The 26,179-nt window shown below is 38.0% G+C and carries 12 protein-coding genes; 7 read left to right on the top strand and 5 right to left on the bottom strand.

The window, feature by feature from the left end:
• Window positions 1-59: 59 nt before the first annotated feature.
• On the bottom strand, window positions 60-4,325 hold the full coding sequence (gene rpoC / locus AC2A1G_RS04475) for a DNA-directed RNA polymerase subunit beta' (protein WP_484045742.1): 4,266 nt from the start codon (window positions 4,323-4,325) through the stop codon (window positions 60-62).
• Window positions 4,326-4,421: 96 nt separating this feature from the next.
• Window positions 4,422-8,240 carry a DNA-directed RNA polymerase subunit beta gene (gene rpoB, locus AC2A1G_RS04470; RefSeq protein WP_484045741.1) on the bottom strand — a complete coding sequence of 1,273 codons (3,819 nt, stop codon included), beginning with the start codon at window positions 8,238-8,240 and terminating at the stop codon, window positions 4,422-4,424.
• 613 nt (window positions 8,241-8,853) lie between these two features.
• On the opposite strand from rpoB, the gene AC2A1G_RS04465 reads away from it, so the two are divergent.
• The 7 genes from AC2A1G_RS04465 (at window position 8,854) to AC2A1G_RS04435 (ending at window position 18,203) form a co-directional block, all read left to right on the top strand.
• Complete coding sequence (locus tag AC2A1G_RS04465) at window positions 8,854-9,027, top strand: hypothetical protein (RefSeq protein WP_484045740.1); 174 nt, start codon at window positions 8,854-8,856, stop codon at window positions 9,025-9,027.
• A 74-nt stretch (window positions 9,028-9,101) separates the two neighbouring features.
• Window positions 9,102-9,917 (top strand): hypothetical protein, encoded by an 816-nt coding sequence (locus AC2A1G_RS04460; RefSeq protein ID WP_484045739.1) that lies wholly within the window; start codon window positions 9,102-9,104, stop codon window positions 9,915-9,917.
• A 30-nt stretch (window positions 9,918-9,947) separates the two neighbouring features.
• Window positions 9,948-11,108 carry a hypothetical protein gene (locus AC2A1G_RS04455; protein ID WP_484045738.1) on the top strand — a complete coding sequence of 387 codons (1,161 nt, stop codon included), beginning with the start codon at window positions 9,948-9,950 and terminating at the stop codon, window positions 11,106-11,108.
• Window positions 11,109-11,286: 178 nt separating this feature from the next.
• Window positions 11,287-11,943 carry a hypothetical protein gene (locus tag AC2A1G_RS04450; protein ID WP_484045737.1) on the top strand — a complete coding sequence of 219 codons (657 nt, stop codon included), beginning with the start codon at window positions 11,287-11,289 and terminating at the stop codon, window positions 11,941-11,943.
• Window positions 11,944-12,029: 86 nt separating this feature from the next.
• Window positions 12,030-16,808, top strand: a complete 4,779-nt coding sequence (locus AC2A1G_RS04445) for a beta strand repeat-containing protein (RefSeq protein ID WP_484045736.1) — start codon at window positions 12,030-12,032, stop codon at window positions 16,806-16,808.
• 37 nt (window positions 16,809-16,845) lie between these two features.
• Window positions 16,846-17,454 carry a hypothetical protein gene (locus tag AC2A1G_RS04440; protein WP_484045735.1) on the top strand — a complete coding sequence of 203 codons (609 nt, stop codon included), beginning with the start codon at window positions 16,846-16,848 and terminating at the stop codon, window positions 17,452-17,454.
• Window positions 17,455-17,636: 182 nt separating this feature from the next.
• A complete protein-coding gene (locus tag AC2A1G_RS04435; RefSeq protein WP_484045734.1) occupies window positions 17,637-18,203 on the top strand; it encodes a TlpA family protein disulfide reductase in 567 nt (188 codons plus the stop codon).
• 496 nt (window positions 18,204-18,699) lie between these two features.
• On the opposite strand, the gene AC2A1G_RS04430 is transcribed toward AC2A1G_RS04435, so the two are convergent.
• The 3 genes from AC2A1G_RS04430 to AC2A1G_RS04420 form a co-directional block, all read right to left on the bottom strand.
• On the bottom strand, window positions 18,700-19,305 hold the full coding sequence (locus AC2A1G_RS04430) for a hypothetical protein (RefSeq protein WP_484045733.1): 606 nt from the start codon (window positions 19,303-19,305) through the stop codon (window positions 18,700-18,702).
• 17 nt (window positions 19,306-19,322) lie between these two features.
• Complete coding sequence (locus AC2A1G_RS04425) at window positions 19,323-24,692, bottom strand: beta strand repeat-containing protein (protein WP_484045732.1); 5,370 nt, start codon at window positions 24,690-24,692, stop codon at window positions 19,323-19,325.
• A 63-nt stretch (window positions 24,693-24,755) separates the two neighbouring features.
• On the bottom strand, window positions 24,756-25,409 hold the full coding sequence (locus tag AC2A1G_RS04420) for a hypothetical protein (RefSeq protein ID WP_484045731.1): 654 nt from the start codon (window positions 25,407-25,409) through the stop codon (window positions 24,756-24,758).
• Window positions 25,410-26,179: the final 770 nt, after the last annotated feature.

The following is a 26,179-nucleotide window of genomic DNA, read 5'->3' as shown; positions in this document are numbered from 1 at the left end:
AATTTGAGATTGTGAAAGTATAAAAATAATTTCAAACCTCAAATTTCAAATTATTAATTTTAGTTAAGATCTTCGAATTCTTTTCTAGAACCTACGATTACATTCTGATACTCTTTAAGACCTGTACCTGCAGGAATTCTGTGTCCTACAATTACATTTTCTTTAAGACCATTCAAGCTGTCTACTTTACCTGCAACCGCTGCTTCGTTAAGAACCTTAGTCGTTTCCTGGAACGATGCTGCAGACATGAATGACTTGGTCTGAAGAGCCGCTCTTGTAATCCCCTGCAATACAGGCGTTGCTGTAGCTGGTAAAGCGTCTCTTACTTCAACTAAAGCCTGATCTTCACGCTTCAGTTTAGAGTTTTCATCTCTCAGTTCTTTTGTGGTAATCATCTGTCCTGGCTGGAAAGTTTTTGAATCACCAGCTTCAGTTACTACCTTAAGACCAAATACTCTGTTGTTCTCCTCAAGGAAGTCGTATTTGTGCTCAAGTGCACCTTCAAGGAACTGAGTATCACCTCCGTCAACGATAGATACTTTTGTCATCATCTGTCTTACGATGATTTCGAAGTGCTTGTCGTCGATTTTTACCCCCTGAAGACGGTAAACTTCCTGAATTTCGTTTACCAAATATTCCTGAACCGCAGTTGGTCCTTTAATCTTCAGAATGTCGTCTGGAGTAACTGAACCGTCTGAAAGTGGCGAACCAGCTCTCACGAAGTCATTCTCCTGTACCAAGATCTGATTAGATAATTTAACTAAATAAATTTTTCTTTCACCAGTTTTAGCTTCAACGATCAATTCTCGGTTACCTCTCTTGATTTTTCCGTAAGAAACTACACCGTCGATTTCTGTAACTACAGCCGGGTTAGATGGGTTTCTCGCTTCGAATAATTCGGTAACTCTCGGAAGACCTCCGGTGATATCCCCGGTCTTAGCAGCTTTTCTCGGGATCTTGATCAAGACTTTACCAGCCTTAATTTTTTCACCGTCATTTACCATTAAGTGGGCTCCTACAGGTAAGTTGTAACCTTTTTGCTCAACACCTTTAGAATCTACTACCTTCAATGTAGGTACCGCTTTCTTATTTCTTGATTCAGAGATTACTTTTTCTTCAAATCCTGTCTGCTCATCGATCTCCAGCTGGAATGAAATACCCTGGATGATATCCTCGTATTCTACCTTACCAGCAGTTTCTGCAATGATTACCGCATTATACGGATCCCACTTACAGATCAGATCACCTTTACTTACTTTATCACCTGGTTTTACAGCTAATATAGCACCGTACGGTACGTTGGCAACCATTAATGGAGTTCTGGCTTCATTATCAGTCACCAATCTGAATTCTGTTGTACGTGATACAACAACTTCAGCAGTATTACCATTTTCGTCTTCAGAAGTAATTGTTCTTACTTCATCCAATTCTACGATTCCGTCTCTTCTTGCAACGATTGAAGGGTTTTCTGATACGTTGGTAGATACACCCCCTTGGTGGAAGGTTCTCAACGTAAGCTGAGTTCCCGGTTCACCGATGGATTGTGCAGCGATAACCCCTACAGCTTCACCCATGTGGATGGTTTTACCTGTAGCAAGGTTTCTACCGTAACATTTAGCACAGATACCTTTTTTAGCCTCACAAGTTAATGGAGAACGTACTTCAACAGCTTCCAAACCAACCTCTTCGATCTGCTTAGCCAAAGCTTCGTTGATTACCTGATCAGCATTAACGATGATTTCATCTGTTTCAGGATTGTAAACATTATGTAATGAAACTCTACCTAAAATTCTTTCAGAGATTTTTTCAACAATCTCATCATTCTTCTTAAGTGCAGTTACTTCTGTACCTCTTAGCGTACCACAGTCGTCTTCAGTAACGATAACGTCCTGTGCAACGTCTACCAATCTTCTTGTTAAGTAACCTGCATCGGCAGTCTTAAGAGCGGTATCCGCAAGACCTTTACGGGCACCGTGGGTAGAGATAAAGTACTCAAGGATGGAAAGACCTTCCTTAAAGTTTGCAAGAATCGGGTTTTCGATAATTTCCGCACCGGTAGAACCAGCTTTTTGCGGTTTTGCCATCAAACCTCTCATCCCTGATAACTGACGGATCTGTTCTTTCGAACCCCTCGCTCCAGAATCAAGCATCATGTATACAGAGTTGAAACCACCTTGATCGGTTTTCATTCTGCCCATGATCATTTCTGTTAGGTTTGCGTTGGTAGTCGTCCAAACGTCAATTACCTGATTATAACGTTCTGTATCGGTAATAAGACCCATGTTATAGTTGGCTCTAATTTCGTCTACAGTTCCGATAGAATCAGCAATCATTTTCTTTTTCTCAACAGGAACTACAATGTCACCTAATGAGAATGAAAGACCTCCTTTGAATGCGTTTGAATAACCTAAGTCTTTCATTGCATCCAGGAACTTCACAGTAGTAGGGAAATCTGTATCAGCAAGTACTTTACCAATAACATTTCTTAATGATTTCTTTGTAAGAAGTTCATTAATATATCCTGACTGTTTAGGAACGATTTGGTTAAATAAGATTCTACCAACAGAAGTTTCAGTTAATTTCGTAGTAATTTCACCGTTTTCTTTAATTGGAAGTCTACATCTTACTTTAGCGTTCAATGAAACTCTACCTTCAGCATATGCGATTTCCGCTTCTTCCGGAGAATAGAATGCAAGACCTTCTCCCAATACTTTTTTCTCATCTGTAGAGCTCAATTCTTTGGTCATGAAATAAAGACCAAGAACCATGTCTTGAGATGGTACTGTAATTGGAGAACCGTTTGCAGGGTTCAAAATATTCTGAGAACCTAACATCAATAACTGAGCTTCCAAAATCGCTTCTGGGCCTAACGGTAAATGTACCGCCATCTGGTCACCATCAAAATCGGCGTTGAATGCTGTTGTTACCAACGGGTGAAGCTGAATCGCCTTACCTTCGATCATCTTAGGCTGGAATGCCTGAATACCCAATCTGTGAAGCGTAGGTGCTCTGTTTAGTAAAACAGGGTGACCTTTCATCACGTTTTCAAGGATATCATACACTACAGGTTCTTTTCTGTCGATGATTCTCTTTGCAGATTTTACTGTTTTTACAATTCCTCTCTCGATCAGTTTTCTGATGATGAACGGTTTGTAAAGTTCAGCTGCCATATCTTTAGGAATACCACATTCGTGAAGCTGCAAGTTTGGACCTACAACAATTACCGAACGCGCCGAGTAATCTACCCTTTTCCCTAGTAAGTTCTGACGGAAACGACCTTGCTTACCTTTCAATGAATCTGAAAGTGATTTCAATGGTCTGTTTGATTCAGATTTTACAGCAGAAGATTTTCTTGTATTATCGAATAGTGAATCTACAGATTCCTGAAGCATACGCTTCTCGTTTCTCAAGATTACTTCAGGAGCTTTGATCTCCAATAATCTCTTCAAACGGTTGTTTCTGATGATCACTCTTCTGTAAAGGTCATTTAAGTCAGAAGTTGCGAAACGTCCTCCATCCAATGGAACCAACGGTCTCAATTCTGGTGGTATTACAGGAAGCACACGCATAATCATCCACTCCGGTCTGTTGATCATTCTTGTATTGGCACCTCTCAATGCTTCTACAACGTTCAATCTTTTCAGAGCTTCAGTTCTTCTTTGTTTTGAACCTTCGTTGTGAGCTTTGTGTCTCAAGTCGAAAGACAATGCATCAAGATCGATTCTTTTTAATAATTCCTCAACAGCTTCAGCACCCATTTTGGCGATGAATTTGTTTGGATCTGAATCGTCAAGATACTGGTTTTCTACTGGAAGAGTTTCCATGATGTCAAGGTATTCTTCTTCTGTAAGGAATTCTTTGTCATCAAAATCAGAACCATCTAATTTCTTAGCGATACCCTGCTGAATAACAACATATCTCTCGTAATAGATGATCATATCTAATTTCTTGGAAGGAATACCCAAAAGGTAACCGATTTTGTTTGGTAAAGAACGGAAATACCAAATGTGCGCGATAGGAACAACCAAACCGATGTGTCCGATTCTTTCTCTACGTACTTTTTTCTCCGTAACCTCTACACCACAACGGTCACAAACAATCCCCTTGTAACGAATTCTCTTGTATTTACCACAAGCACATTCGTAATCTTTGATAGGACCGAAGATTTTTTCACAGAACAAACCGTCTCTTTCAGGTTTGTGCGTTCTGTAGTTAATGGTTTCCGGCTTTAAAACCTCCCCTCTGGAATCCTGTAAAATGGATTCCGGAGAAGCTAAACCGATGGTTATTTTATTAAATCTACTTGATTTATTTTTATTTGACATTGTTTTATTTTTAGATTTAAAGATTAAGAGATTTGAGATTTGAGACTTTGATTTTACAATTGTCTCGTATCTCATGTTTATACGTCTCTTGTCTTATTACTCTTCCAATCTTACGTCTAATCCAAGACCTTGTAACTCGTGAAGTAATACGTTGAAAGATTCAGGAATACCTGGTTCAGGCATTGCTTCTCCTTTCGCAATCGCTTCATAAGTTTTTGCTCTACCAATCACGTCATCCGACTTCACAGTAAGGATTTCTCTCAGGATGTTTGATGCACCGAATGCTTCAAGTGCCCAAACCTCCATCTCTCCGAAACGCTGTCCACCGAACTGAGCTTTACCTCCTAAAGGCTGCTGAGTAATCAATGAATAAGGTCCGATAGAACGTGCGTGCATTTTGTCGTCTACCATGTGCCCTAATTTCAACATGTAGATGATACCAACTGTTGCTGCCTGAGTAAATCTCTCTCCGGTACCACCATCATAAAGGTGAGTGTGACCGAATTTAGGAACTCCTGCTTTCTCTGTGTACTCAGTGATCTGATCAAGAGTAGCACCGTCGAAGATTGGCGTAGCGAACTTCATTCCCAGTTTCTGACCAGCCCATCCAAGAACTGTTTCATAAATCTGTCCGATGTTCATACGTGAAGGTACCCCAAGTGGATTCAATACGATATCAACCGGTGTTCCGTCTTCAAGGAACGGCATATCTTCCTGACGGACGATTCTCGAAACGATACCTTTGTTACCGTGACGACCTGCCATTTTATCTCCAACGTTCAGTTTACGTTTTTTAGCGATATATACTTTAGCCAGTTTCATGATACCTGCCGGTAGCTCATCTCCGATAGAAATTGCGAATTTCTCACGGTTTTTAACCCCCTGAATATCGTTGAATTTGATTTTGTAGTTGTGAATCAACTGTTTGATCAATTCATTCTTATCGTTATCAACCGTCCAGTCTGAACCGCTAACGTTTACATAATCTTCTACAGACTGAAGAAGTTTTAAGGTAAATTTAGTTCCTTTACCGATGATTTCTTCGTCTAGGTCATTAGTAACTCCCTGAGAAGTTTTACCTCCAACAAGTGTATTTAATTTTTCAATTAAAGTATTTCTCAACTCGTCAAACTTCGCTTTGTAAGTGTTTTCAATCTCTTCAAGCTTCAGTTTTTCTTCAGTTCTCTTCTTTTTGTCTTTGATGTTTCTAGAGAACAGTTTTTTGTTGATCACAACACCTCTTAATGATGAATCTGCTTTCAATGAAGCATCTTTCACATCACCGGCTTTGTCACCAAAGATTGCTCTAAGAAGTTTCTCTTCCGGAGTAGGATCTGATTCACCTTTTGGAGTAATCTTACCAATCATGATATCACCAGGCTTCACTTCAGCACCGATTCTGATCATTCCGTTCTCATCAAGATCTTTTGTAGCTTCTTCAGATACGTTTGGAATATCTGCTGTCAGTTCTTCCATACCCAATTTGGTATCACGAACTTCAAGAGAATACTCATCCACGTGGATTGAAGTAAACCAGTCTTCACGCACAACTTTTTCGTTGATTACAATTGCATCCTCGAAGTTGTACCCTTTCCAAGGCATGAAGGCTACCACTAAGTTTCTACCCAATGCCAATTCTCCGTCTTCAGTTGCATAACCGTCGCATAGAACCTGACCTTTCTGTACTACATCACCAACTCTTACGTTTGGTCTCAATGTAATGGTAGTACTTTGGTTGGTCTTTCTGAATTTAGTAAGGTTATATGTTTTAGTAGCAGACTCGAATTGTACCAAATCTTCGTCTTCGCTTCTGTCATATTTAATTACGATTCTGTCAGCATCCACATACTCTACAGTACCTGTACCTTCAGCATTGATCAAAATTCTTGAATCTCTTGCAACCTGCTGCTCAAGCCCTGTACCAACGATTGGAGCCTGTGGCTTCAACAATGGAACTGCCTGACGCATCATGTTTGATCCCATCAATGCACGGTTCGCATCATCATGTTCCAGGAATGGAATCAATGAAGCTGAAATACCGGAAATCTGGTTTGGCGCAACGTCAATCAAATTAACTTCAGAAGGCTCAACTACAGGATAATCACCATCTAATCTGGCAATAATTCTGTCTGTTAAGAACGCTCCGTTATCATCTAACTCAACGTTTGCCTGAGCAATTACTTTGTCTTCTTCATCCTCTGCATTCAAGTAAACCGGAGCATCGTTTAGTGCAACTTTACCAGCTTCTACTTTTCTGTATGGAGTTTCGATGAAACCAAGTCTGTTGATTTTAGCATAGATACCTAGTGAAGAGATCAAACCAATGTTTGGTCCTTCAGGAGTTTCAATAGGACAAATTCTACCATAGTGAGTATGGTGAACGTCACGTACCTCGAAACCTGCTCTTTCTCTTGATAAACCACCAGGTCCCAGGGCAGAAAGTCTACGCTTGTGCGTGATTTCTGATAGAGGGTTGGTTTGGTCCATGAACTGAGAAAGCTGGTTGGTACCAAAGAATGAGTTGATTACTGATGTTAAAGTTTTAGCATTAACAAGGTCAAGCGGAGTAAAGATTTCGTTATCTCTAACGTTCATTCTCTCTTTAATTGTTCTTGCAATTCTCGAAAGACCTACACCGAACTGTCCTGCCAATTGCTCACCAACAGTTTTAATTCTTCTGTTTGATAAGTGGTCAATATCATCAACCTCAGCTTTGGAATTTACCAATTCAATTAAGTGTCTTACAATCGCAATGATATCTTCTTTTGTAAGAACCTCAGTTGTAGTAGGAATATTTAGACCTAACTTTTTGTTCAGTCTGTAACGTCCTACTTCACCAAGTGAATATCTTTGCTCAGAGAAGAATAATTTTTCGATAATTCCTCTTGCAGTTTCCTCATCTGGTGGATCTGCATTTCTAAGCTGACGGTAAATGTATTCTACCGCTTCTTTTTCTGAGTTGGTAGGGTCTTTCTGTAAAGTATTCTGAATGATAGAGAATTCGTTTGCATTTTCTTTGTGAATCAAAATAGATTTCACACCTGCATCCAAAATAAGATCTAAATGTTCTTTTTCAAGAATAGTTTCTCTGTCTAAGATGATTTCGTTTCTTTCGATAGAAACTACTTCACCGGTGTCTTCGTCTACGAAATCCTCGAACCAAGTGTTCAATACTCTCGCAGCTAAAGTTCTACCTTCTACTTTCTTAAGGGCAGCTTTAGAAACTTTCACTTCTTCTGCAAGGTCAAAAATCTGAAGAATGTCTTTATCAGATTCATAACCGATAGCTCTTAATAATGTAGTTAAAGGTAATTTTTTCTTACGGTCGATATATGCGTACATTACGCTGTTGATATCGGTTGTAAATTCCATCCAAGATCCTTTGAAAGGGATAATTCTTGAATAGTATAATTTTGTTCCGTTAGCGTGGTAAGTCTGTCCGAAGAATACACCCGGAGATCTGTGTAACTGAGTTACGATTACACGCTCTGCTCCATTGATAATGAATGAACCAGAAGGAGTCATATAAGGAACCGGACCTAAATACACATCCTGCACAACAGTCTGGAAATCTTCATGTTCCGGATCTGTACAGTATAACTTAAGTCTTGCTTTTAAAGGCACTGAATACGTCAGTCCTCTTTCCACACATTCGTTGATAGAATAACGTGGTGAATCTACCAGATAATCAATAAATTCTAAAACGAATTGATTTCTGGAGTCTGTAATAGGAAAATTCTCCTGGAAAGTCTTATACAAACCTTCGTCTGTTCTGTCTTCAGGAAGTGTGTCTAGCTGAAAAAACTCTGTAAACGACTCAATCTGGATGTCCAAAAAGTCCGGCGTTACGATTTTTCCTTTCGCTGTTGAGAAATTAATTCTCTTTTCCTGAGTTGTAGCTGTTGTTTTACTCATAAAACTTTTAAGAAAGGGGGTTAAAAAATATTTTGTTTTAAAAAATATCAGAAACAAGAAGAAACAAGATAAAAGTAAAAAGGCAAAAGTGTTTTTGGCGCACAGAGAACCTTAATATTAACATATTGATTTCTAATCATCTCTAACTGCAACGCTGGTATATCTTTTCACAGCGTAATGCAAAATACTTTTAATGACTTCTGAGGCTGGAAATGAATAAATTCTTATCAACCAAAAACAACAAACCCTCTTTCAAAACAGATGAAAGAGTTGATTTTTAGTATTTTAAGAATGTATAAACAAATTTTTGCGCCAAAAGAGTCTGCAAATATACATTAATTATTATTAATACACAAACAGCCAATTATTTACGTTCAATTTCATTTCAAAACACTTGTTTCGTTTCAAAAAACATTTTTTACAAATAAAATTTACATTAAAACAAATAATAAAACAAATAATTTAAATAAATGAAAACCAATATTAAAATATTTTTAATTGAATAAACTAAAAAAGTGCAATATTTTTATTTTTATAATAAAAAAGATTATATCTTTGTCCTAAGTTAAAAAAATACACCAATTGTATTTTAATACTTAAAAACATCATACCAATGAAAAATTTAAAAGAAAAATTAGCTGACCTTAAGATTGAGCAGCTAGAAGAAAGAAAGGAGTTCACTTTCTACAAAGTTAAAAACTGCAACCCTCAGCCACCATGTGGACCAAACCCTCCAACTACACCAGATCCAGGAAACGGAGGTGGAACAGGCGGTGGAGGTTGGTAAAAAACTTTCATAAGCTAAAAAAAGCGAGCTTCCGGGCTCGTTTTTTCTATTTCTAACCAATCCTTCTCCATACGATGAAAAAAGAAAGCAGCATAGGTTATTACCTGTTTCAAAATCTACTACTCATCATATCTACAGGGTATAAAATAAATGACAAAAGCAAATTTTCCACATTCCAAAATGGAGTGAAAGAATATAAAGATTTTGTTTTTTTACAGGATGGAGTAATAGACAACGATATTGACTGGGTTTCTCAGGTAGAAAACAGCGAGAACGCTCTAGCCCAATCTAATCAACATTACAAAAATGCAATCTTTTCTTTATTACAAATCTTCCCTGCTGATCATCAGTTTTGGGATTATCTTGCTGTAGAAGAGAAACTGTATTATTCGTATATCATCAAAGAAAAATACAACAATATCAGAAAACCGACATTGGAAATTTCCGATTTCGAGGAAATGTCTTACAACAAGCACAGTCTTGCACTGGTTCCTATCAGAGGTATGAATTGGCTTTTTGAAGCGAAGGCAGATTACGATGATATTAAAAATATTTTCACCTGCCTGTTCAACGGAATGCAGATGATGGATGATATTGATGATTTTGCAAAAGATTTGAATTCCGGACAGTGGAATTTACTTCACAGCGACGTAAGAAATATCATTACTGATGAAAATTTGGTAAATGATGAAAATTTAGACCGTTTTGAAGAACGTATTTTCTACGCATCGGGACTGTGCGAAAAATACAGCCTTTACGCTTTAAATCAATACTACAACGCTTTGATGCATTCTGAAAAATTTGATTTTCCTGAACTTAAAATCTGGCTTACTCAAATTATTGAAGAAGTAAAGGAGAGCATTCAACTGGTTAACAAAATTACTCAATAAAGCAATTGCAGAACATCAAAAACTGAAGTGATGATGAATCTTCTTGGTGCACAACCCATATTTACCAAAAAGAAAAACGGTAATTATGTGATGGAAATCGAAAATAGCTTTTTCGACATCGACGAAGAAGTAAAAACAGTAATGCTTGCACTTTCACAAGCCGAAAATTACACTCAGGCATCTGATCTTTATAATGAATACACGCACGAGATTTACTCGGAAGAAGATTTTACTTTTTATAGCAACGAACTGCTAAAAAGATTCGATTTTAAAAACAAAAAGAAAAGCTTTCTTTTATTTGAAAAAATACTGATTCCTGAAAGAACAGCCGGTAAAATATCCCAACTCATCAGTTTTTTATTTTACCCGCCATTATTCTGGCTTGCATTTACTTCACTGATTTTCTTTTCAGTTTACAGTATCTTTTTTGATGTCAACGTCAACAACAAAGGAAATTTTTCAGTTTCTATCATTTATACATTTGCTCTCTATTTTGTAACGATAATTTTTCACGAGTTCGGTCATGTAGCGGCTTGCAGAAGATTTACAGGAAAGAATGGAGGTATCGGCTTTGGAATTTACATCCTTTATCCCGTTTTCTATTCCAATATCAGCGCGGTGTGGCATGCAACAAAGCAGCAGAAAGTCATTGCAAATCTGGCAGGAATCTATATGCAGCTTTGGTTTGTACTTATATTTTATATTATAGGCAGTTACAGTGGAAATAATTTCTTTGTTGATTTTAGCAAAGTGATGGTTTTCATGTGCTTTATGCAGATACTTCCTTTTATAAGATCAGACGGTTACTGGCTTTTGAGCGATTTGACGGGAGTTGCTAACTTACTTGATAAATCAGGTAAAAAAGTGAATGATTTTCTTAAGCATCCTTTGTCGTTTTTCCACTCAAAAAATTACATCCATTACTTCTTGTTTTTATACGGAATCTTCAATCTATTTTTCGTGATCTCGTTTTCTTATTACGAGATAAGATATAACTACGAGGCTATTTTTGATTACCCATTTTATTTTTGGGGATTAATCAAGGAATTTACTGATGGAGATTGGCAAAAAATAGAATTTGATGTAAAATATTTTTCCGTTACACTCTTTTACTATATAATTTACAGCTACGGAAAACAGCTTTTCCAGAAGATTTTTGGTAAATCTATTCAGAAAAAACATCATACCTGACGTTGAAATATTAAAAATCTACATTTTTCACAAATATTTAGCATTAAATCACAAATAATTTAAAATATTAACCATATGTAATAAATTAGTTTAATAATATAAATTTATTTTTAAATTTTATTAAAAAATATAATTACATTTGTATCGCACTATTGAAAAAATTTAAAAACTAATAACCTTGGCTAATTCCCTTTGCCTTCCCATGGTTTTTACCGTAAAGCGTTTCCCATTCTGGGTAATGCTGTTTTTCGTTTTTTCACTTTTCAATAGTAAGTTAAATGCGCAGGTAGGTTTGGAGACAGCCAAATCTGAACAGGTGGGAATATTTTTAAAAGGAACTGCTACCGTTTATTCTTCAGATGAAATATTTAATGCTCAGATAGAATCTCAAAAGATAAAGATTACAAATGATCAGCAGAATCTTCTGAGTATAAAAAAAGTAGGCTCAAAAATTATTATTAAAAATCAAGCAAAAAAGATAAATTTTGCTGAAGAGGTGAAAGTAGCCAAGAAAAAGAAGATTGACGAAGTAAAGAAATCTGTTGATAAAAAAATAAATGCCGCACTTTCAAAGGTAAAATATAGTTTAAAAGACAATATAAAAACTCATTCTTCGGAGCAGTTTGCCCATTTGGGAGGATCTCTGAAGTCGAATTTCATTACCCCTTCCCCAACACACGATTTCCAGAAGGGAATTTCAGAAAAACAATATGCAGTCCTGATCAGATTATTCAATTATCTGCAGGAGAAAAAAATACTCGATTACAACAGCCAAAGCAAAAAATTTGGTTTCACAAAAGTCTTATCTGTAAGACCTCCACCAGTTTTATGTTAATCATTCATTTTATTTTTTAAATAAAACTTTTTTTAACTTAAAACAACTTAATAATGAAATTTAATTTTATTAGTAAAATCTTGATTATGCTCGTATTTACTTTTATCGGAGCATTTATCAAGGCACAGCATTTTGAAAGTATCATAATTACAAGTCAAGTAACGGGTGGCAGTAATACGCAACGATTATATAATGCAACAGTAACTTACACAAATTCTACAACAGCAAATATTAGAATTTTAGCCAGTACAACGGCAGCGAATGGTACATTTACTCAAAGTGGCGATAATATCCAATTCTCTCAAGGAGCAGCAAGTCCAGCAAATTTGGAATTTAGATTTCTAACATCAGGATCTACTATTACCTCTCAAACTCTTTTAGCTCCCTTGGATTTGAGATTTGCTATTACAGATATAGATGGAGACCCGGGATTTGAAGTCCTTAGAACAAATTGCGCTGCTGATCCAAAGTTTTTAGCAGTAGCATTAGCTCCTGCATCGGCGCTCACAGTTAATACAACTGGACAATTACAGGTTACAGGCACAACAAACTTTACCTCTACTGCTTATGACGAGAGAAGTACTGTTGTATTTGAATATCAAAAGAAAAATATCATAACTTTTACAAGTGAAGGTACTAGTGGATATCTAAAAAGATTTAATTTAAATAATGCTTTCGCACTTGCAAACCCACACTATTATATTTGTCCAAAAGATTCTGACGGAGATGGAATTCTTGATGCAATTGATTTGGATGATGACAATGATGGTATTCTTGATGACGCTGAATCTAATAGTAATAATCCGAATGGTGATGCTGATGGAGACGGATTACCGAACTACCTTGACACTATTAATAATTTAGGCACTAATACAGTTTATGTATCTGATGGTTCTTTAACAAATTACACAGACACCAATAACGACGGAATCCCGGATGTTTTTGATACTGATAGTGATGGAATTCCTAACCATTTAGACTTAGACTCCGATGGTGATGGATGTTTTGATGCGATAGAAGGCGACGAAAAAGTTTTAGCTTCACAGCTGAACACTAATGGAAGCATTGATATTGTTGCAAACCCAGGACTTACATCCGGTGTTCCAAATTTGGTAAATTCTGGCACTTACGACATTGGTAATGATCTTGGACAAGGTATAGGATTATCATTAACTAACGCCGCAAATGGTTGTTTAGATAGCGACAATGATGGTGTAGACAATATTACTGACTTAGACGACGATAACGACGGTATTCCAGATTCTTTGGAGGGCTACTGCGCCATAGCACCAATCCTTATAAAATCAGGAACCTTCTCCGCTACAGGAGCAGGATCCGCAGGAAGACCAGTGATTAATTTTGATGTACCTAATACAGGATCAGGAAGAAGAGCGATGTTACTTCTTATTACTACAGAAAGAGATCATACTGGTACCGGTGGCTTGGGAGGCAACTGGGAGTCAGGAGCACATTCAAGCGCTGGTAACACGGCATCAATGCCAGACGTAACCTTTGGAACTTCAGCTATGGAAAAAAGAAATTTCAACTTTTCTTTTGATGCCGCACTGAATCAACCAAGTACACAGGCACGTCTAAGCAGAACACAATATGTATATGCATTGTCTGACACAAACACAGGCGGAATACCTACAGGTACTCAAAGTATTAATTTTAGTAATTTCACTGCAGGTTTAAGTGCGGGCGATGAATTTTCTGCACAAATATTAGTTTATGATCAAGTACGGGATATTGAGCTTGCAACACCAAATGTTGCATACGCAAGCCAAAGTAATTATCCTACATCAATAACTATTGGATATAATGCAGCTAATACAACCCAATCTGCACCACTTACAGCCAATGACATCTTGGTTGCATTTGGAGGAAATTCAAACGGTAGCGGAATTTCTTTATCACCTACATGGACGCCTATCTTCAACAGTACCCTAAGCAATTCAGGAGGGTCTTATGCTAGTTTTACCGGTATACCATCTGGTAGTTCAGAAAATGACGGACTTTCTACAGCAGTAGCAACCAGAACAGGAGTAACAGGAAACCAAACAATTGCATTTACTTTTAATAATAACAATGCTTTATTAGGAAATGCTACCATGTACAGAATCAATGGATTTGGAGCTGCTTGTGTTATCAGAGATACCGACAGCGATGGAATTCCTGATTATCTGGATTTAGATTCTGATAATGATGGTTGTGTAGATGCCATAGAAGGTGCAGCTACAATTACAAATTCTCAACTTTCAACTGCGCTTGGATCATTAAGCGTAGGAACAGGCTCAACGGCAGCAAATCAAAACTTGGGAACAAGCGTAGGAAATACACCAACAACCAATGGTATTCCGACAGTTGTAGGAACTGGACAAGCGATTGGAACGTCAACCAATTCTGCAGTAAATACATGTTATGTTGATGCTAAAAATGACATTAACCAAACTCCTTTAAACACTCCTGTTTCAGGTTTATTAGTCAGAAATGATGTAAGTGGAGAAGGTGCTGTAACTTTAGTTTCTGCTCAGTATAGAAATTCTGCCGGTACTTTTGTTAATTTACCTTTTACTACATCAACTTCAATTTATACAGCAACAGGAACTTTAGCAGGTAACATTACCCTTGCGACAGACGGAACTTATACATTTACACCGGCAACTGGCTTTACAGGTATCGTTCCTGTAAATTATACAGCATCGAATTCAGCAGGTAACACAGATACAGCCTCTTTAGAAATTCAGGTAGTACCAGTTGTTAATTCATCATTAAACAATCCACCGGTAGCACTTAACGATACAGGAGTGACAAAGGCTGGAGTTACTTTAAGCTCTAATGTTTTAGGAAACGACAGTGATCCAGATTCACCTTCAACATTAACCGTTACACCAATTGCTTCTACAGTCGTAGCTGGGGTTAACTCAGCAGGTACAGCAGTCACCAACGCAGGTACTATTACATTAAATGCAGCAGGAACTTACTCATTCATTCCGGCAGCTGGCTTTACAGGTACAGTGAATCCTGTGACTTATACGTTAAATGACGGAGCCGGAGGTGCAGATACTGCAGTGATAAACATTGAAGTAAAACCAGCACTGGCACCGCAGAATATGTTTGCAAACGACGATGCCAAAGTAACACCACAAGGAGTTTCAGCTACAGGAAATATCGTTTCTAACGACACAACTTTGGGTACAGGACCAATTACTGTAACGTCTGCAGGATATATCAACGCTGCAGGGACTTTAGTTCCTCTTACTTTAGGAACAACTGTTACTATCACAGGAGTAGGAACTGTAAATGTAAGCGCTACAGGAGTTTATACTTTTGTGCCTGAAAATGGTTATGTAGGAACTTTAAGAGTACCTTATACCTCTTGTGACAGTAGTACACCTACCGCCAACTGTTCTACAGCAACATTGTATCTTACTTCTCTTGAGGCAGGATATGCAGATGCTAAAAACGACATTAACCAAACTCCTGCAAACACACCGGTTTCAGGTAATGTAATGACAAATGACACAGGAACTGATACACCAGCAATTACAGGTGCTACTTACCTGAATGCAGCCGGTACAGCTACTCCGCTACCAGTCAATGGAACTTCTACACAGATTTATAATGGTGGAGTATTGGCAGGATCTATTCAGTTTAATGCGAACGGAACATACACATTTACCCCTGCCACAGGATATGTAGGTACTGTACCTGTAAATTACACATTGACAAACGCCTTAGGACAGACAGATACTGCTCAACTTGAAATTCAGATTATACCAGTAACTAACCCGGCAACTAATGATGCACCAGTCGCGCTAAACGATACAGGTGTAACCAAAACTGGTGTAATATTAACTTCCAACGTTTTAGGGAACGACAGTGATCCGGATGTAGGAAACACAATTACCGTAACAGGTGCTACACAAGGATCTACCACTATCGGAAACGCAGGAGCTGCTGTAACCGTAACAGGAGTAAATTCATTAGGTGCAACAGTTACTGCAGGTACATTTGCTTTAACAGGTACAGGTGCCGGAGCAGGAAACTATACATTTACTCCAGCTACCGGATTTGTAGGAACTGTAAATCCTATTACTTACACCATAAGTGACGGTAACGGAGGAACAGACACTGCAATTGTAAATATTGAAGTAAAACCAGTAAGTGCACCACCGGTAGTTTTTGCTAATGATGATGCAAAAGCGACTGTAAAAGGTCTTCCTGTCAGCGGAAATATGCTTACGAATGACACAACAACGGGAGCAGGAACATTAACTGTAACAAGTGTGACGATTAACGGAACACCATCTGCACCTCCAGCTATAGGAGTTCCAACTCTTATCACGGGTGTAGGTACTGTGACAATCAGCTCTACGGGTGCTTACATATTCTTACCACTTCCTACATTTGTTGGAACGTATGTAATTCCTTACACTACGTGTAATAGTGCGACACCAACGCCTAATTGTTCTACAGCTACTTTATACCTTACTTCACTAGATCTTCCGGGATACTGTTATAAAGAAGCAATTACAACAACTGTCAAAAACCAACCGGTGAAACATGGTATCACAGCACTGAACAGAGCCGGATCAGGAAACGCAGAATGGCCAACAGGGAGACAGGGAGCATGGACAGTGCTTGAAGCTAAAACAAAAGGCTTCGTTATCAACAGAACGACCTTCGTTGATGAAGATGGTAACCCAGCTACTCCGCCTACCCCGCCTACATCTGCAATTCCTGCAGCTAACTATGTAGAAGGAATGATCATGTATGACAACGGTGTACATTGTCTGAAAGTGTATACAGGAACAGCGAATGGATGGCAGTGCTACAACACACAGGCTTGTCCGGACTTTTAATAATTTAAGTTTAACATTAATTTAAATTCAAAAAAAAATGAAAAAATCATTCAATATAATCCTGATTTGTGCAGCACAGCTTGCTTTTGCACAGATCGCAATCGGGAAACCGTCTGTAACGTCGCTGCCTTCACCAGCCGCCCCCAATACACCCAATCCATCTATTTCGTTAGAGTTTGGTGATTATGCAGGTCCGCAGTTGGGAAGAGGAATTATCCTTCCTTACGTAAACTCAGCATCAGCTGTGGCAAATTCTGTAGAAGGCACGTTCTTTTATGATGTGAGTGATAAGATTGTGAAGTTGAAAAACGGCACAAACTCTTATTTCAATTTGTCAAAAAATGAAACTACTCTCGTAGGAACGAATCCTAATTTTGATACTACGGGTGTTGTATCTACAGCTTTACAGGACGCTTCAAATATCACAGAATCTCCAGATGCGAAAGTAAATATTGGCTCTTCAACCTCATCTACTCCTCCGGGAATTTTGGTTTTGGAGAATACCAATCAGGCAATGATTCTACCGAAGGTAGCCAGCCCGCATCTCAACATTATTAACCCTGAACCCGGAATGATGGCCTATGATACCGTAACAAAACAGATTGCTGTTTACAACGGGAAAGTATGGTCCTTCTGGAAACCTTAGGTTTATTTTTTTCACACCAAAGCGAAGAGCTGTCGGATTTTTTTCCGGCAGCTCTTTTTTAGATGTAAATTTTCGTCAACAATATCAATAATTACTATCTTATGCTAAGATTTTAAATCTTACCTTTCGATATTATTATCATTTAAATCAAATCTTTACAGTCCAAATTAAAAAAGCTTTCAATGAAACAAAACATTTACCTTATTCTTCTTTTCATTTCGATGAGTTTCTCTGCTCAAAACACAAAAGCATGCAGTCTTCAGAAATCTGATGCATCTGAAGCTTTAAAGGTCGAGTTGAATGACCTGATCTGCCTTGCTAAAAATTCGGATAAACCTTACACCGTTTTTTATACCTTAGCTTCTTGGTGCGCCCCTTGCAGACTACACTTTCCTGATGCTGTAGAACTCGAAAAAACCGGAAAAGTAAATCTTTTTGTAGTGCTGGTAGAATCTGAACATGATAAAAGACTAGGAAATGCCATCAATTTTATTAAATCGAAATCTGAAAATGTGAAATTTGGAGTTTTAAAAGATGAACTTTACGGTACCAAAACAGGAAGAAGAAATAAAAAGCTTGCCACTGAAATCACCCCAAAACACAATGAAATGATTGACGATTACGGAAAATTCATTTTAGTTGACCAAGGAGGAAACGTGCTTTACACTACCAACTGGAAAGATTACAATAAAGATTGGCAAAATTCTAAGAAAATGCTTGAGAACAAGATTTTGCCCTTGATTAAATAAAATTTATCAGACAAATTACGTATTTATACTGAATGAAATCTTATTTAAACCTTTTACATTTGTAGTGAAAAAAAAAAAAAAAAAATTAGTTCGCTTAATTTTATGTCCTGCCATTGGTGGGACTTTTTTATGAAAAAAACTTGAGTTTTGGAAAATTTTAATTGAAGAATAAACCATGCATTTACACTCGCAAGAAATATAATTCGCAGAAGCCAATCCCTTAATCTGGCTTTTCATTTTGAAAACCAATCTCTAAAATTGTGTTATTTTTTATCTAAATTAAATCATAATAATGAGCAGAAAATTACAGATTCCATAATACTGAAGCAAGAACCATCAGAAAATTTTGTCGTTTTAGAATGTTCTGCTTTTAAGAATAACCACATTAATTTTGAAGAAATAATAGTAAAGTTTAGACTGAATAAAATTCAGATAAAATAAAATTCCGCCCCTTTGCAGAGGCGGAATTATTATTAAGTGGAAATTCTTAGTTGATTTAAGGTTTCCAGAAAGACCAGACTTTACCATTGTAGATAGCAAGTTGTCTTGCATCCGTATCATATACCATCGTACCCGGCTCCGGGTTTACAATATTAAGATGCGGACTTGCTACTTTCGGCAAAATCATTGCCTGAGTAGCGCTTTCTAAGACAAGGATTCCCGGTACATCCGGTGTAGCCAATGTTCCTATACTTGCTTTAGCATTTGCTCCATCTGAAAGACCATTTTGAAGTGATGTATTAACAACACCAGTGGTATCAGAATTTGGAGTTGTACCTACATAAGTGGTTTCGTTTTTTGAAAGTGCTTTCCAACCTGTCTGTTCTACCGAAGTAGGCACTTTGTATTTCACGATTTTATCAGTCACATCATAGATAATAGTGCCTGAAACCGCCCCTGTAGTAGCTCCCGCAGAGTCTACCCACGGAAGAACCAAGCCTTTACCCTGTAACGCTCCTGCATAATCTCCGAACTCCAGAGAAACTGAAGGATTGGGATTTACAGTAGAAGGAATGGTTGAAATACTTGCCTTTCCTATCGCAATCTGAGCAAAAGCAATATTTGCTGCAGAAATCATTATTATAGTGATTACTTTTTTCATTTTGCTAGATTTTAAAATTAATTCGGACATGCTTGAGTTGTCATACAATACCATGCGAAAGTAGTTCCGCCGTTCGTAGAGGTATACATTTTCAGACAGTTATTGGTTGTATCATACACCATCATACCTTCGATAAAGTTTGCAACAGGGATTCCTACCGGATTTCCTGAGCCATCAAAAGCCATTCTGTTTACCACAAATCCTTTTGTTTTAGCTTCCAGAACTGTCCAGGCACTTTGTCTTACACTTGGCCACTCTGCAGTTGCAGATCCTGCTCTGTTTAGGGCCGTGATACCGTGTTTTACAGGAGATGTAATTCCTGCATTGGTATTAGGAGCTCTGTAGCAATATGCAGAAGTTTCTAAAGAAGTAAGGTAAAGTACAGCCGGCGCACAGTTTTGCGGAGCATTGCTGTCACATACTGTATAAGATACTGGTGTTGTTCCTACATAGGTTGCCAATGGTGCGAAAGTATATGTACCATTTGCATTAATTGTAAGATTACCTACACCCGGAATTGTAGCCTGTACTCCTGGTGAGATTGCTGTAGCTCCTGCCGTAGCTCCAGTAAATGAAAGTGTTCCACCGCCTGTTGTGGTATCATTACCTAAAATAGTACCTGTAGTAGAAACTCCTTTAGGAGTTGCTTTTGCATCATCATTAGCAAAAACTACCTGTGGGGTTGTAGTAGGCTTCACATCTATACTTAATATAGCAGAATCTACACCTCCATTACCATCAGAAATTGCATAGTTAATAGGATTTACCGTTCCTACAAAACCTGTGGCTGGGACAAATGTATAGTTTCCGTTTGCATTCAGCGTAAACTGACCTGCATTGGTAACAGCAGCACCTGTAGCACTTACCCCAGATACTGTAATTGGCGTTGCCACTACGATTGGAGTTGTACCTTGCAGACCTGCAGTAACAACAAGTGCGTTGGCATCAGGATCACTGTCGTTAGCTAAAACATTTGAGTTTAAAGTTATATTCACCTTAGTAACTCCTGTATCATTAAGCGCTACGGGTGCATCATTAACTGACGCATTTGCCACAGGAACCACTTTAATCTGAAGAGTTGCGGTATCCGTTTGCCCTGTTGCATTTGTCAATGAATAATTCACAGGAACATTACCTGTAAATCCTGTAGCCGGAGTAAATGAATAAGTTCCGTTTGCATTGAATGTCATTGAACCTGCTAAAATACCTGGCGCTGAATACACGTTTGCAGCAGTACCGAATGTGAAAGGAGTTGCCACGCCTGCCGCATTAAGGTAAGTAGCTCCACTTGCAGGAATAGTAATAGCACTAGATCCTGAATCATTGGTAACAACCGATCCTGAAACAGCAACGTTTACCGGAGTTTGGTTGATATCATTTTTAGCATCTACATAAGTAGACTCTAATGATGTAAGGTATAATGTAGCCGGAGCACAGTTCTGTGGTACAGAAGCTTCACAAGTTGTATATAATACCGGTGTAGTTCCTACATAATTAGGGAGTGGTCTAAAGATGTAAGATCCATCTGTATTAAGTCTTACAATACCAACTCCAGCGATGGTAGTTTCTGAACCTACCGTGAGAGCTGTACCATTTATTGAAGCGCCCGTTACCGTTAAAGCAGTTGGGCTAGTTTTGGTATCGTTGGTAAGAACATTTCCTGAAGTCTGCACCCCTTTAGGAGTAGCTTTAGCATCATCTGTTGCAAATACAACTGGTGGCGCCGTTGCTGGTTTTACCTCAACACTTACTATTGCTGTACTAGTACCTCCATTTCCATCTGAAATGTTGTAGTTAACCGGGTTTACCGTACCTACAAAGTTTCCGTTTGGAACAAATGTATAGTTTCCGTTTGCATTCAATGTGAAAGTACCGGCATTGGCTACCGCTACACCGCTAGAGTTCACTCCAGAAACAGTAACCCCCGTTCCAGGTGTAAGTGTAACTGTAGCTCCTACAGAGTTTACCGTAGTTCCTCCTGTTACTGTAATTGCGTTTCCGTCTGCATCACTGTCGTTTGCCAGAACGTTCGAGTTTAATGTAACTCCCACTTTAGTAACACCTGTATCGTTGATTGCTACCGGTGCATTATTGGCAGTAGTGCTTACTACAGGTAATACTCTAACTTCAAGAGAAGCTGTATCTGTAAGACCTGCAGAGTTTGTTGCTGTATAATTGATTGGAACAGCACCTGTAAATCCTGTAGCAGGAGTGAATGTATAATTTCCGTTTGCTGCCAAATTCATACTGCCTGCCAATACCCCTGTAGCTGAATAAACGTTTGTGGCTGTACCCAGAGGAAGTGTTGTAACTACCCCTGTAGCGTTTAAGTATGTAGCTGAACTTACGGTAGCCGTTCCTGAGAAAGCATCATTTGAAAGTATCCCACCTGACACCGGAGTGTTTACCGGAGTTTGGTTGATATCATTTTTAGCATCCATAAATCCTAAATCTAAAGATGTAAGATATAGAGTTGCTGTGGAAGTATTTCCGGCACCATCAGATATCTGATAAACAACAGGAGTTGTACCAACATAATTTGGCAATGGTGTGAAAGTATATGCACCTGTTGTTGGATTGATAGAAACCGTTCCTACTCCAGCGATTGTCTGAGCGTTACCGTTTACCGTTACTGCCGCACCGTTTACCGTTGCGCTTGTAACCGTTAAAGTACCTGCAGACGTTTTGGTATCATTCGAAAGAATGTTTCCTGATGCAGCAACTCCTTTTGGTGTAGCTTTTGCGTCATCGCTTGCAAAAACAACCGGAGGCGTAGTAGCAGCCTGAACTTCGATATTTAGATTTGCAGAAGAAGTACCTCCGTTTCCATCAGTAATTGTATAGGTAACTGTATTGATAGTCCCTGTAAAATTGTTTGTCGGAACAAAAGTATAAGTTCCTGCCGCGTTTAAAGTTAATGTTCCTGCATTGGCTACAGCAGTTCCTGCAGAATTTGTTCCTGAGACAGAAATACCTGCACCAACATTAGCTGCTACACCATTCACAGCACTTACTGTAATGGTATTTCCATCAGGATCAGAATCGTTTCCTAAAACTGTAGAAGCAAGGTTGGTATTAATCTTAGTAATTCCATTATCATTCAAGGCAATCGGTGGATTGTTGAAATAGGTATTGACATTAGAAACTACTTTAATTTCTAAAGAAGCAGTGTCTATAAAGCCTCCTGCACTTACAGCAGTATAATTTACAGGTACAGTTCCGATAAATGTTGCCGTAGGTGTGAAAGTATAAGTTCCGTTTGAATTGATCGTCATAGAACCCGCCAACACTCCGGCAGCCGAATATACGTTTGCCGGTGTTCCATACACAAATGCTGTAGCAACGCCTGAAGCATTAAGATATGTCGGCAGTACTGTCGTAGACATCGCAAGTCCTATCGCTATGTCATTAGTAAGCACCGAACCAGACACCGCAGTATTTCTTGGTGTCTCAGTGATGTCATTTTTAGCGTCAATATAACACTCATTAGCTGTTGCACTCTGAGAAGTGCCTACAGTCTGTCCGCCAGCCTGCGTATATCCTGTAGTTCCTGCAGGAACTGCAGCTACACCACTACCATTTACCGTAGTATTCAATCTGTTTCCTGTAATGTATGAAGCACCATTTTGGAAGTTTGCACCACCTTCGATGACATCAGGACAACCGTCGTTATCCGAATCCGGATCAAGGTGATTTGGAATACCATCACCATCAGTATCTGTAGAGAAGCAGTAAGAAATTGAGTCCATGTGCCCAAAATCACTTACTAACATTCTAATTCTGTAAGTTCCGGCCGGTAAAGCAATATTAGAGACAGCACTCTGATACCAACCTTCATCACCCATTGCCACAGTAAAAGATAATTGATTACCCTGAGCAACTGCCGCATTTGTTGCAGTATTTATTATTTCAATTCTTGTAGTATATGGCACGTACCCCGCAACATTAGTTGCTCTGTTAGCAAACCATGCTGAAGCTGAAACTACAGTGGGTGTTGTAAAAGTAAAATCCTGATACACATAAGCATCTGCGCCATTGATATCTACATATTGCGATCCGGATTGTGCAAAATCAGGTCCTAAAGAATAGCCTGTACCGTCTACCCTTACAATATTGAATGCGCTCGCTGGCAACAAAGCTCCTGTAGTAGGATTCGCCGCAGACCATCCATTAAATGGATTGGTTGTCTGGATATTATTACCATTTGTTGTTAAAGGCGTATTCGTTAGAGTTGTATCAAAACCATCTCTAACAACTAAAGAAGTTGTAGCACACAATCCTTCTGCACTGTCTAAAATACCATCATTATCATCATCAAGGTCAATACTGTCAATAATTCCATCACCATCAGAATCTGCTGCATCTGCCGCTATTACTGTAACACTGATATTTGCACTGTTAGAAGTAGCAGGAGCACTTACACCGTTTTGAGTATAGCTATCTCTTACTGTGTAAGGTATAGTTGCAACTCCTGTAAATGTTGAAACCGGTGTAAATGTGACAACACCAATGGAATTAACAGACCAAACTCCTTGCCCAGGAACATTGTAAGTAATATCTATTGCAGTTGTTGCAGGGTTTAAATCTACTGTTGCTACGTTAACAGCCCCACCAGGATCAGAGTCATTCGTAAGAATATTGAAACTTACCGGAATATTCTGTAATGTCTGAGTGTTATCTGACACAGCAATAGGTACTGTATTTACAGCATTTACTGAAACTGATAACTGAACAGTTTCCAAACCACTATATACAATTGCAGATGAAGTACCTACACTTGCATTAGTTCCAGGTCTGATGAGTAAACTATGCGTAGTTGCGGTTGCAGTAAAACGAAGCTTACTCACTCCCCAAGTATTTACAGTCACAGGAGTTACTGCAACTGGAGTTACTCCACTCCCCACAATTTCCATAAAAAACTGATCTATGTATGTACCAGCATAGTTGACAGATGAGTTACCATTTGTACGCGTAACTGCTGTAGCAGAAAATGCTACAACTTCATAAGTCCTGCCAATAGTCAATCCACTAATGGTAGTTGTTACTGACTCTTCAGCTTGTAAAGTACCTACATCTCTTAAAGAAAGCCATGTGGTATGATTATTTGGTGGATTAGGTAAAGTAAAATTAGTTGTACCTCCTATTGAAGCCGTCCAATTCGCTCCCACACCACTACCTCCAGCACCACCGGTTACACCAGCTGTTGTACCATTAGCGATGTCTGGAGTACCACCAGTATTATTCCAACCTGTCGGCGTACAATTACCACAAGGTGCACTACCTGCTGTAGGTGCGCCATTAGTGGCAGGCATAGTCTGAGCAAGCAAAAGATTACAGCTCAGCAGAAAAAGTAAAGAGAAAATTATTTTCTCAAATTTTAAATTCATATTGAAAAATATTAGTTAATAAAACTTTATGAATGACATTTTATAACATCATTCTACAAAAGACTAAACAACTAATACTGGCGGTGGACGCAATGAATAGGTTTCAGAATATCCGTCTGTCTTAGAACGTGTATTAAAATAGAAGTTATTATTTTCAAAAATGAGAATAAAGACTTGCAGAATCTCTGTATACTGAGCTAAATTGCTTTTTATGGAAAGATTTTGAGAGTCAGGAACAATAAAATTAATTTGCGAAACATTTCCAGCATTAAAAAATTTATCAGACACATGGCTTTTAAAGGCAATTCCGTTTTCAGCTGCTTTTTTCTCAATTTTTTTAAGCTTTGCTAAAACAGACTGATCAATAGGTTTGATAATTTTCCTTTGTGGAAGCTTTGCTTCTGCAGGCAGATTTTTTGTCTTATTGACTGAAGTAATTAAAATGGTGCGATCATCGGATTTGTAATTGATGACAGCAACAACCTTTACTTTTTGGTCGGCAATAATTTTATTAAAGGATTGATCTGAAGAATAAATCTGTGCTTTTCCAATGACAGTAATCTGTGTTTCGTCAGAAATTTTAGACTGAAGACTGTCTTGTGCAGAAATGGATGAAGTAAGGAATAAAAACAGTACGACAACAAACCTACAAAGCGCAGGTAGGTTTTGGGAATTCACCCCCAAATGAAGTTTAAAATCTGCATAAATGTCTTTCAATACTCGTTTTTATTGCTTCGGCAAAATTAACTCTAACAAATCAGACAGCAAAAAATCTATATTTTTTTCATTGTTTCTTTTAGAATTAAATATATCTTTAAAACTATAGACGATAATTATTTAAAATTTAAATTAATTAACTTTTTTTAAAGAAAAAAAAACAGGGTAAAAAACCATAAATCGAGCAATTTTCAACATTTTTATTTTAAATTATGTTAATATTCAATATTTTTCGCTAAAAAAATAAGGCCTTTTTTGAAAAACGAAGAAATAATCTTAGTTTTTTCTCCTAAACTCATAATTGTTTCATTTTAAAATATAAATGACAGCACAAAGCAAAAAAAGCTTTTCCAAAGGCTCTTAAAAAGATAAAAGTTTTGACCATTGCAAATAGCCAATTGATGCACACTGGTATCGCAAACTATTCTAATTGCAGCGAATCGGTATTGATGAATTAGCATAAGGGATGGCAAGCCTATGCAATTTTATCGGCTTCAAAACGGCTCAATTATTATTGTCTTTATTTATTGAATGTGAGCATCGTGAAATTATGTAATCCTACATTCATGAACTGAATCATTTAGCATGAAAAAATATTTTATATTGTAAACATAGTGTCGCGATGAAAAAGGTCAATTGCGAAAATTGGGAATCTAAAACCATCACAACCTAAATCCACAAAGTTTAAACAAAGTAGAAACAAGACTGCTATATATTTAAAATTAGATCACAAAAAAAGCGGTAAACTTTCGTCTACCGCTTTCTTATAT

The organism is Chryseobacterium sp. HNCC26DJ240 (assembly GCF_057180485.1).
Note: the sequence above shows the minus strand (reverse complement) of the source record. Positions and strands in the feature narration are given on the sequence as shown.

Bases quoted from the DNA above. Each gene is read 5' to 3' on its own strand.
- AC2A1G_RS04445 (WP_484045736.1), top strand. From the start codon at position 12,030: ATGCTCGTATTTACTTTTATCGGAGCATTTATCAAGGCACAGCATTTT.
- AC2A1G_RS04460 (WP_484045739.1), top strand. From the start codon at position 9,102: ATGAAAAAAGAAAGCAGCATAGGTTATTACCTGTTTCAAAATCTACTA.
- AC2A1G_RS04465 (WP_484045740.1), top strand. From the start codon at position 8,854: ATGAAAAATTTAAAAGAAAAATTAGCTGACCTTAAGATTGAGCAGCTA.
- AC2A1G_RS04440 (WP_484045735.1), top strand. From the start codon at position 16,846: ATGAAAAAATCATTCAATATAATCCTGATTTGTGCAGCACAGCTTGCT.
- AC2A1G_RS04430 (WP_484045733.1), bottom strand. From the start codon at position 19,305: ATGAAAAAAGTAATCACTATAATAATGATTTCTGCAGCAAATATTGCT.
- AC2A1G_RS04425 (WP_484045732.1), bottom strand. From the start codon at position 24,692: ATGAATTTAAAATTTGAGAAAATAATTTTCTCTTTACTTTTTCTGCTG.
- AC2A1G_RS04455 (WP_484045738.1), top strand. From the start codon at position 9,948: ATGATGAATCTTCTTGGTGCACAACCCATATTTACCAAAAAGAAAAAC.
- AC2A1G_RS04435 (WP_484045734.1), top strand. From the start codon at position 17,637: ATGAAACAAAACATTTACCTTATTCTTCTTTTCATTTCGATGAGTTTC.
- rpoB (WP_484045741.1), bottom strand. From the start codon at position 8,240: ATGAGTAAAACAACAGCTACAACTCAGGAAAAGAGAATTAATTTCTCA.
- rpoC (WP_484045742.1), bottom strand. From the start codon at position 4,325: ATGTCAAATAAAAATAAATCAAGTAGATTTAATAAAATAACCATCGGT.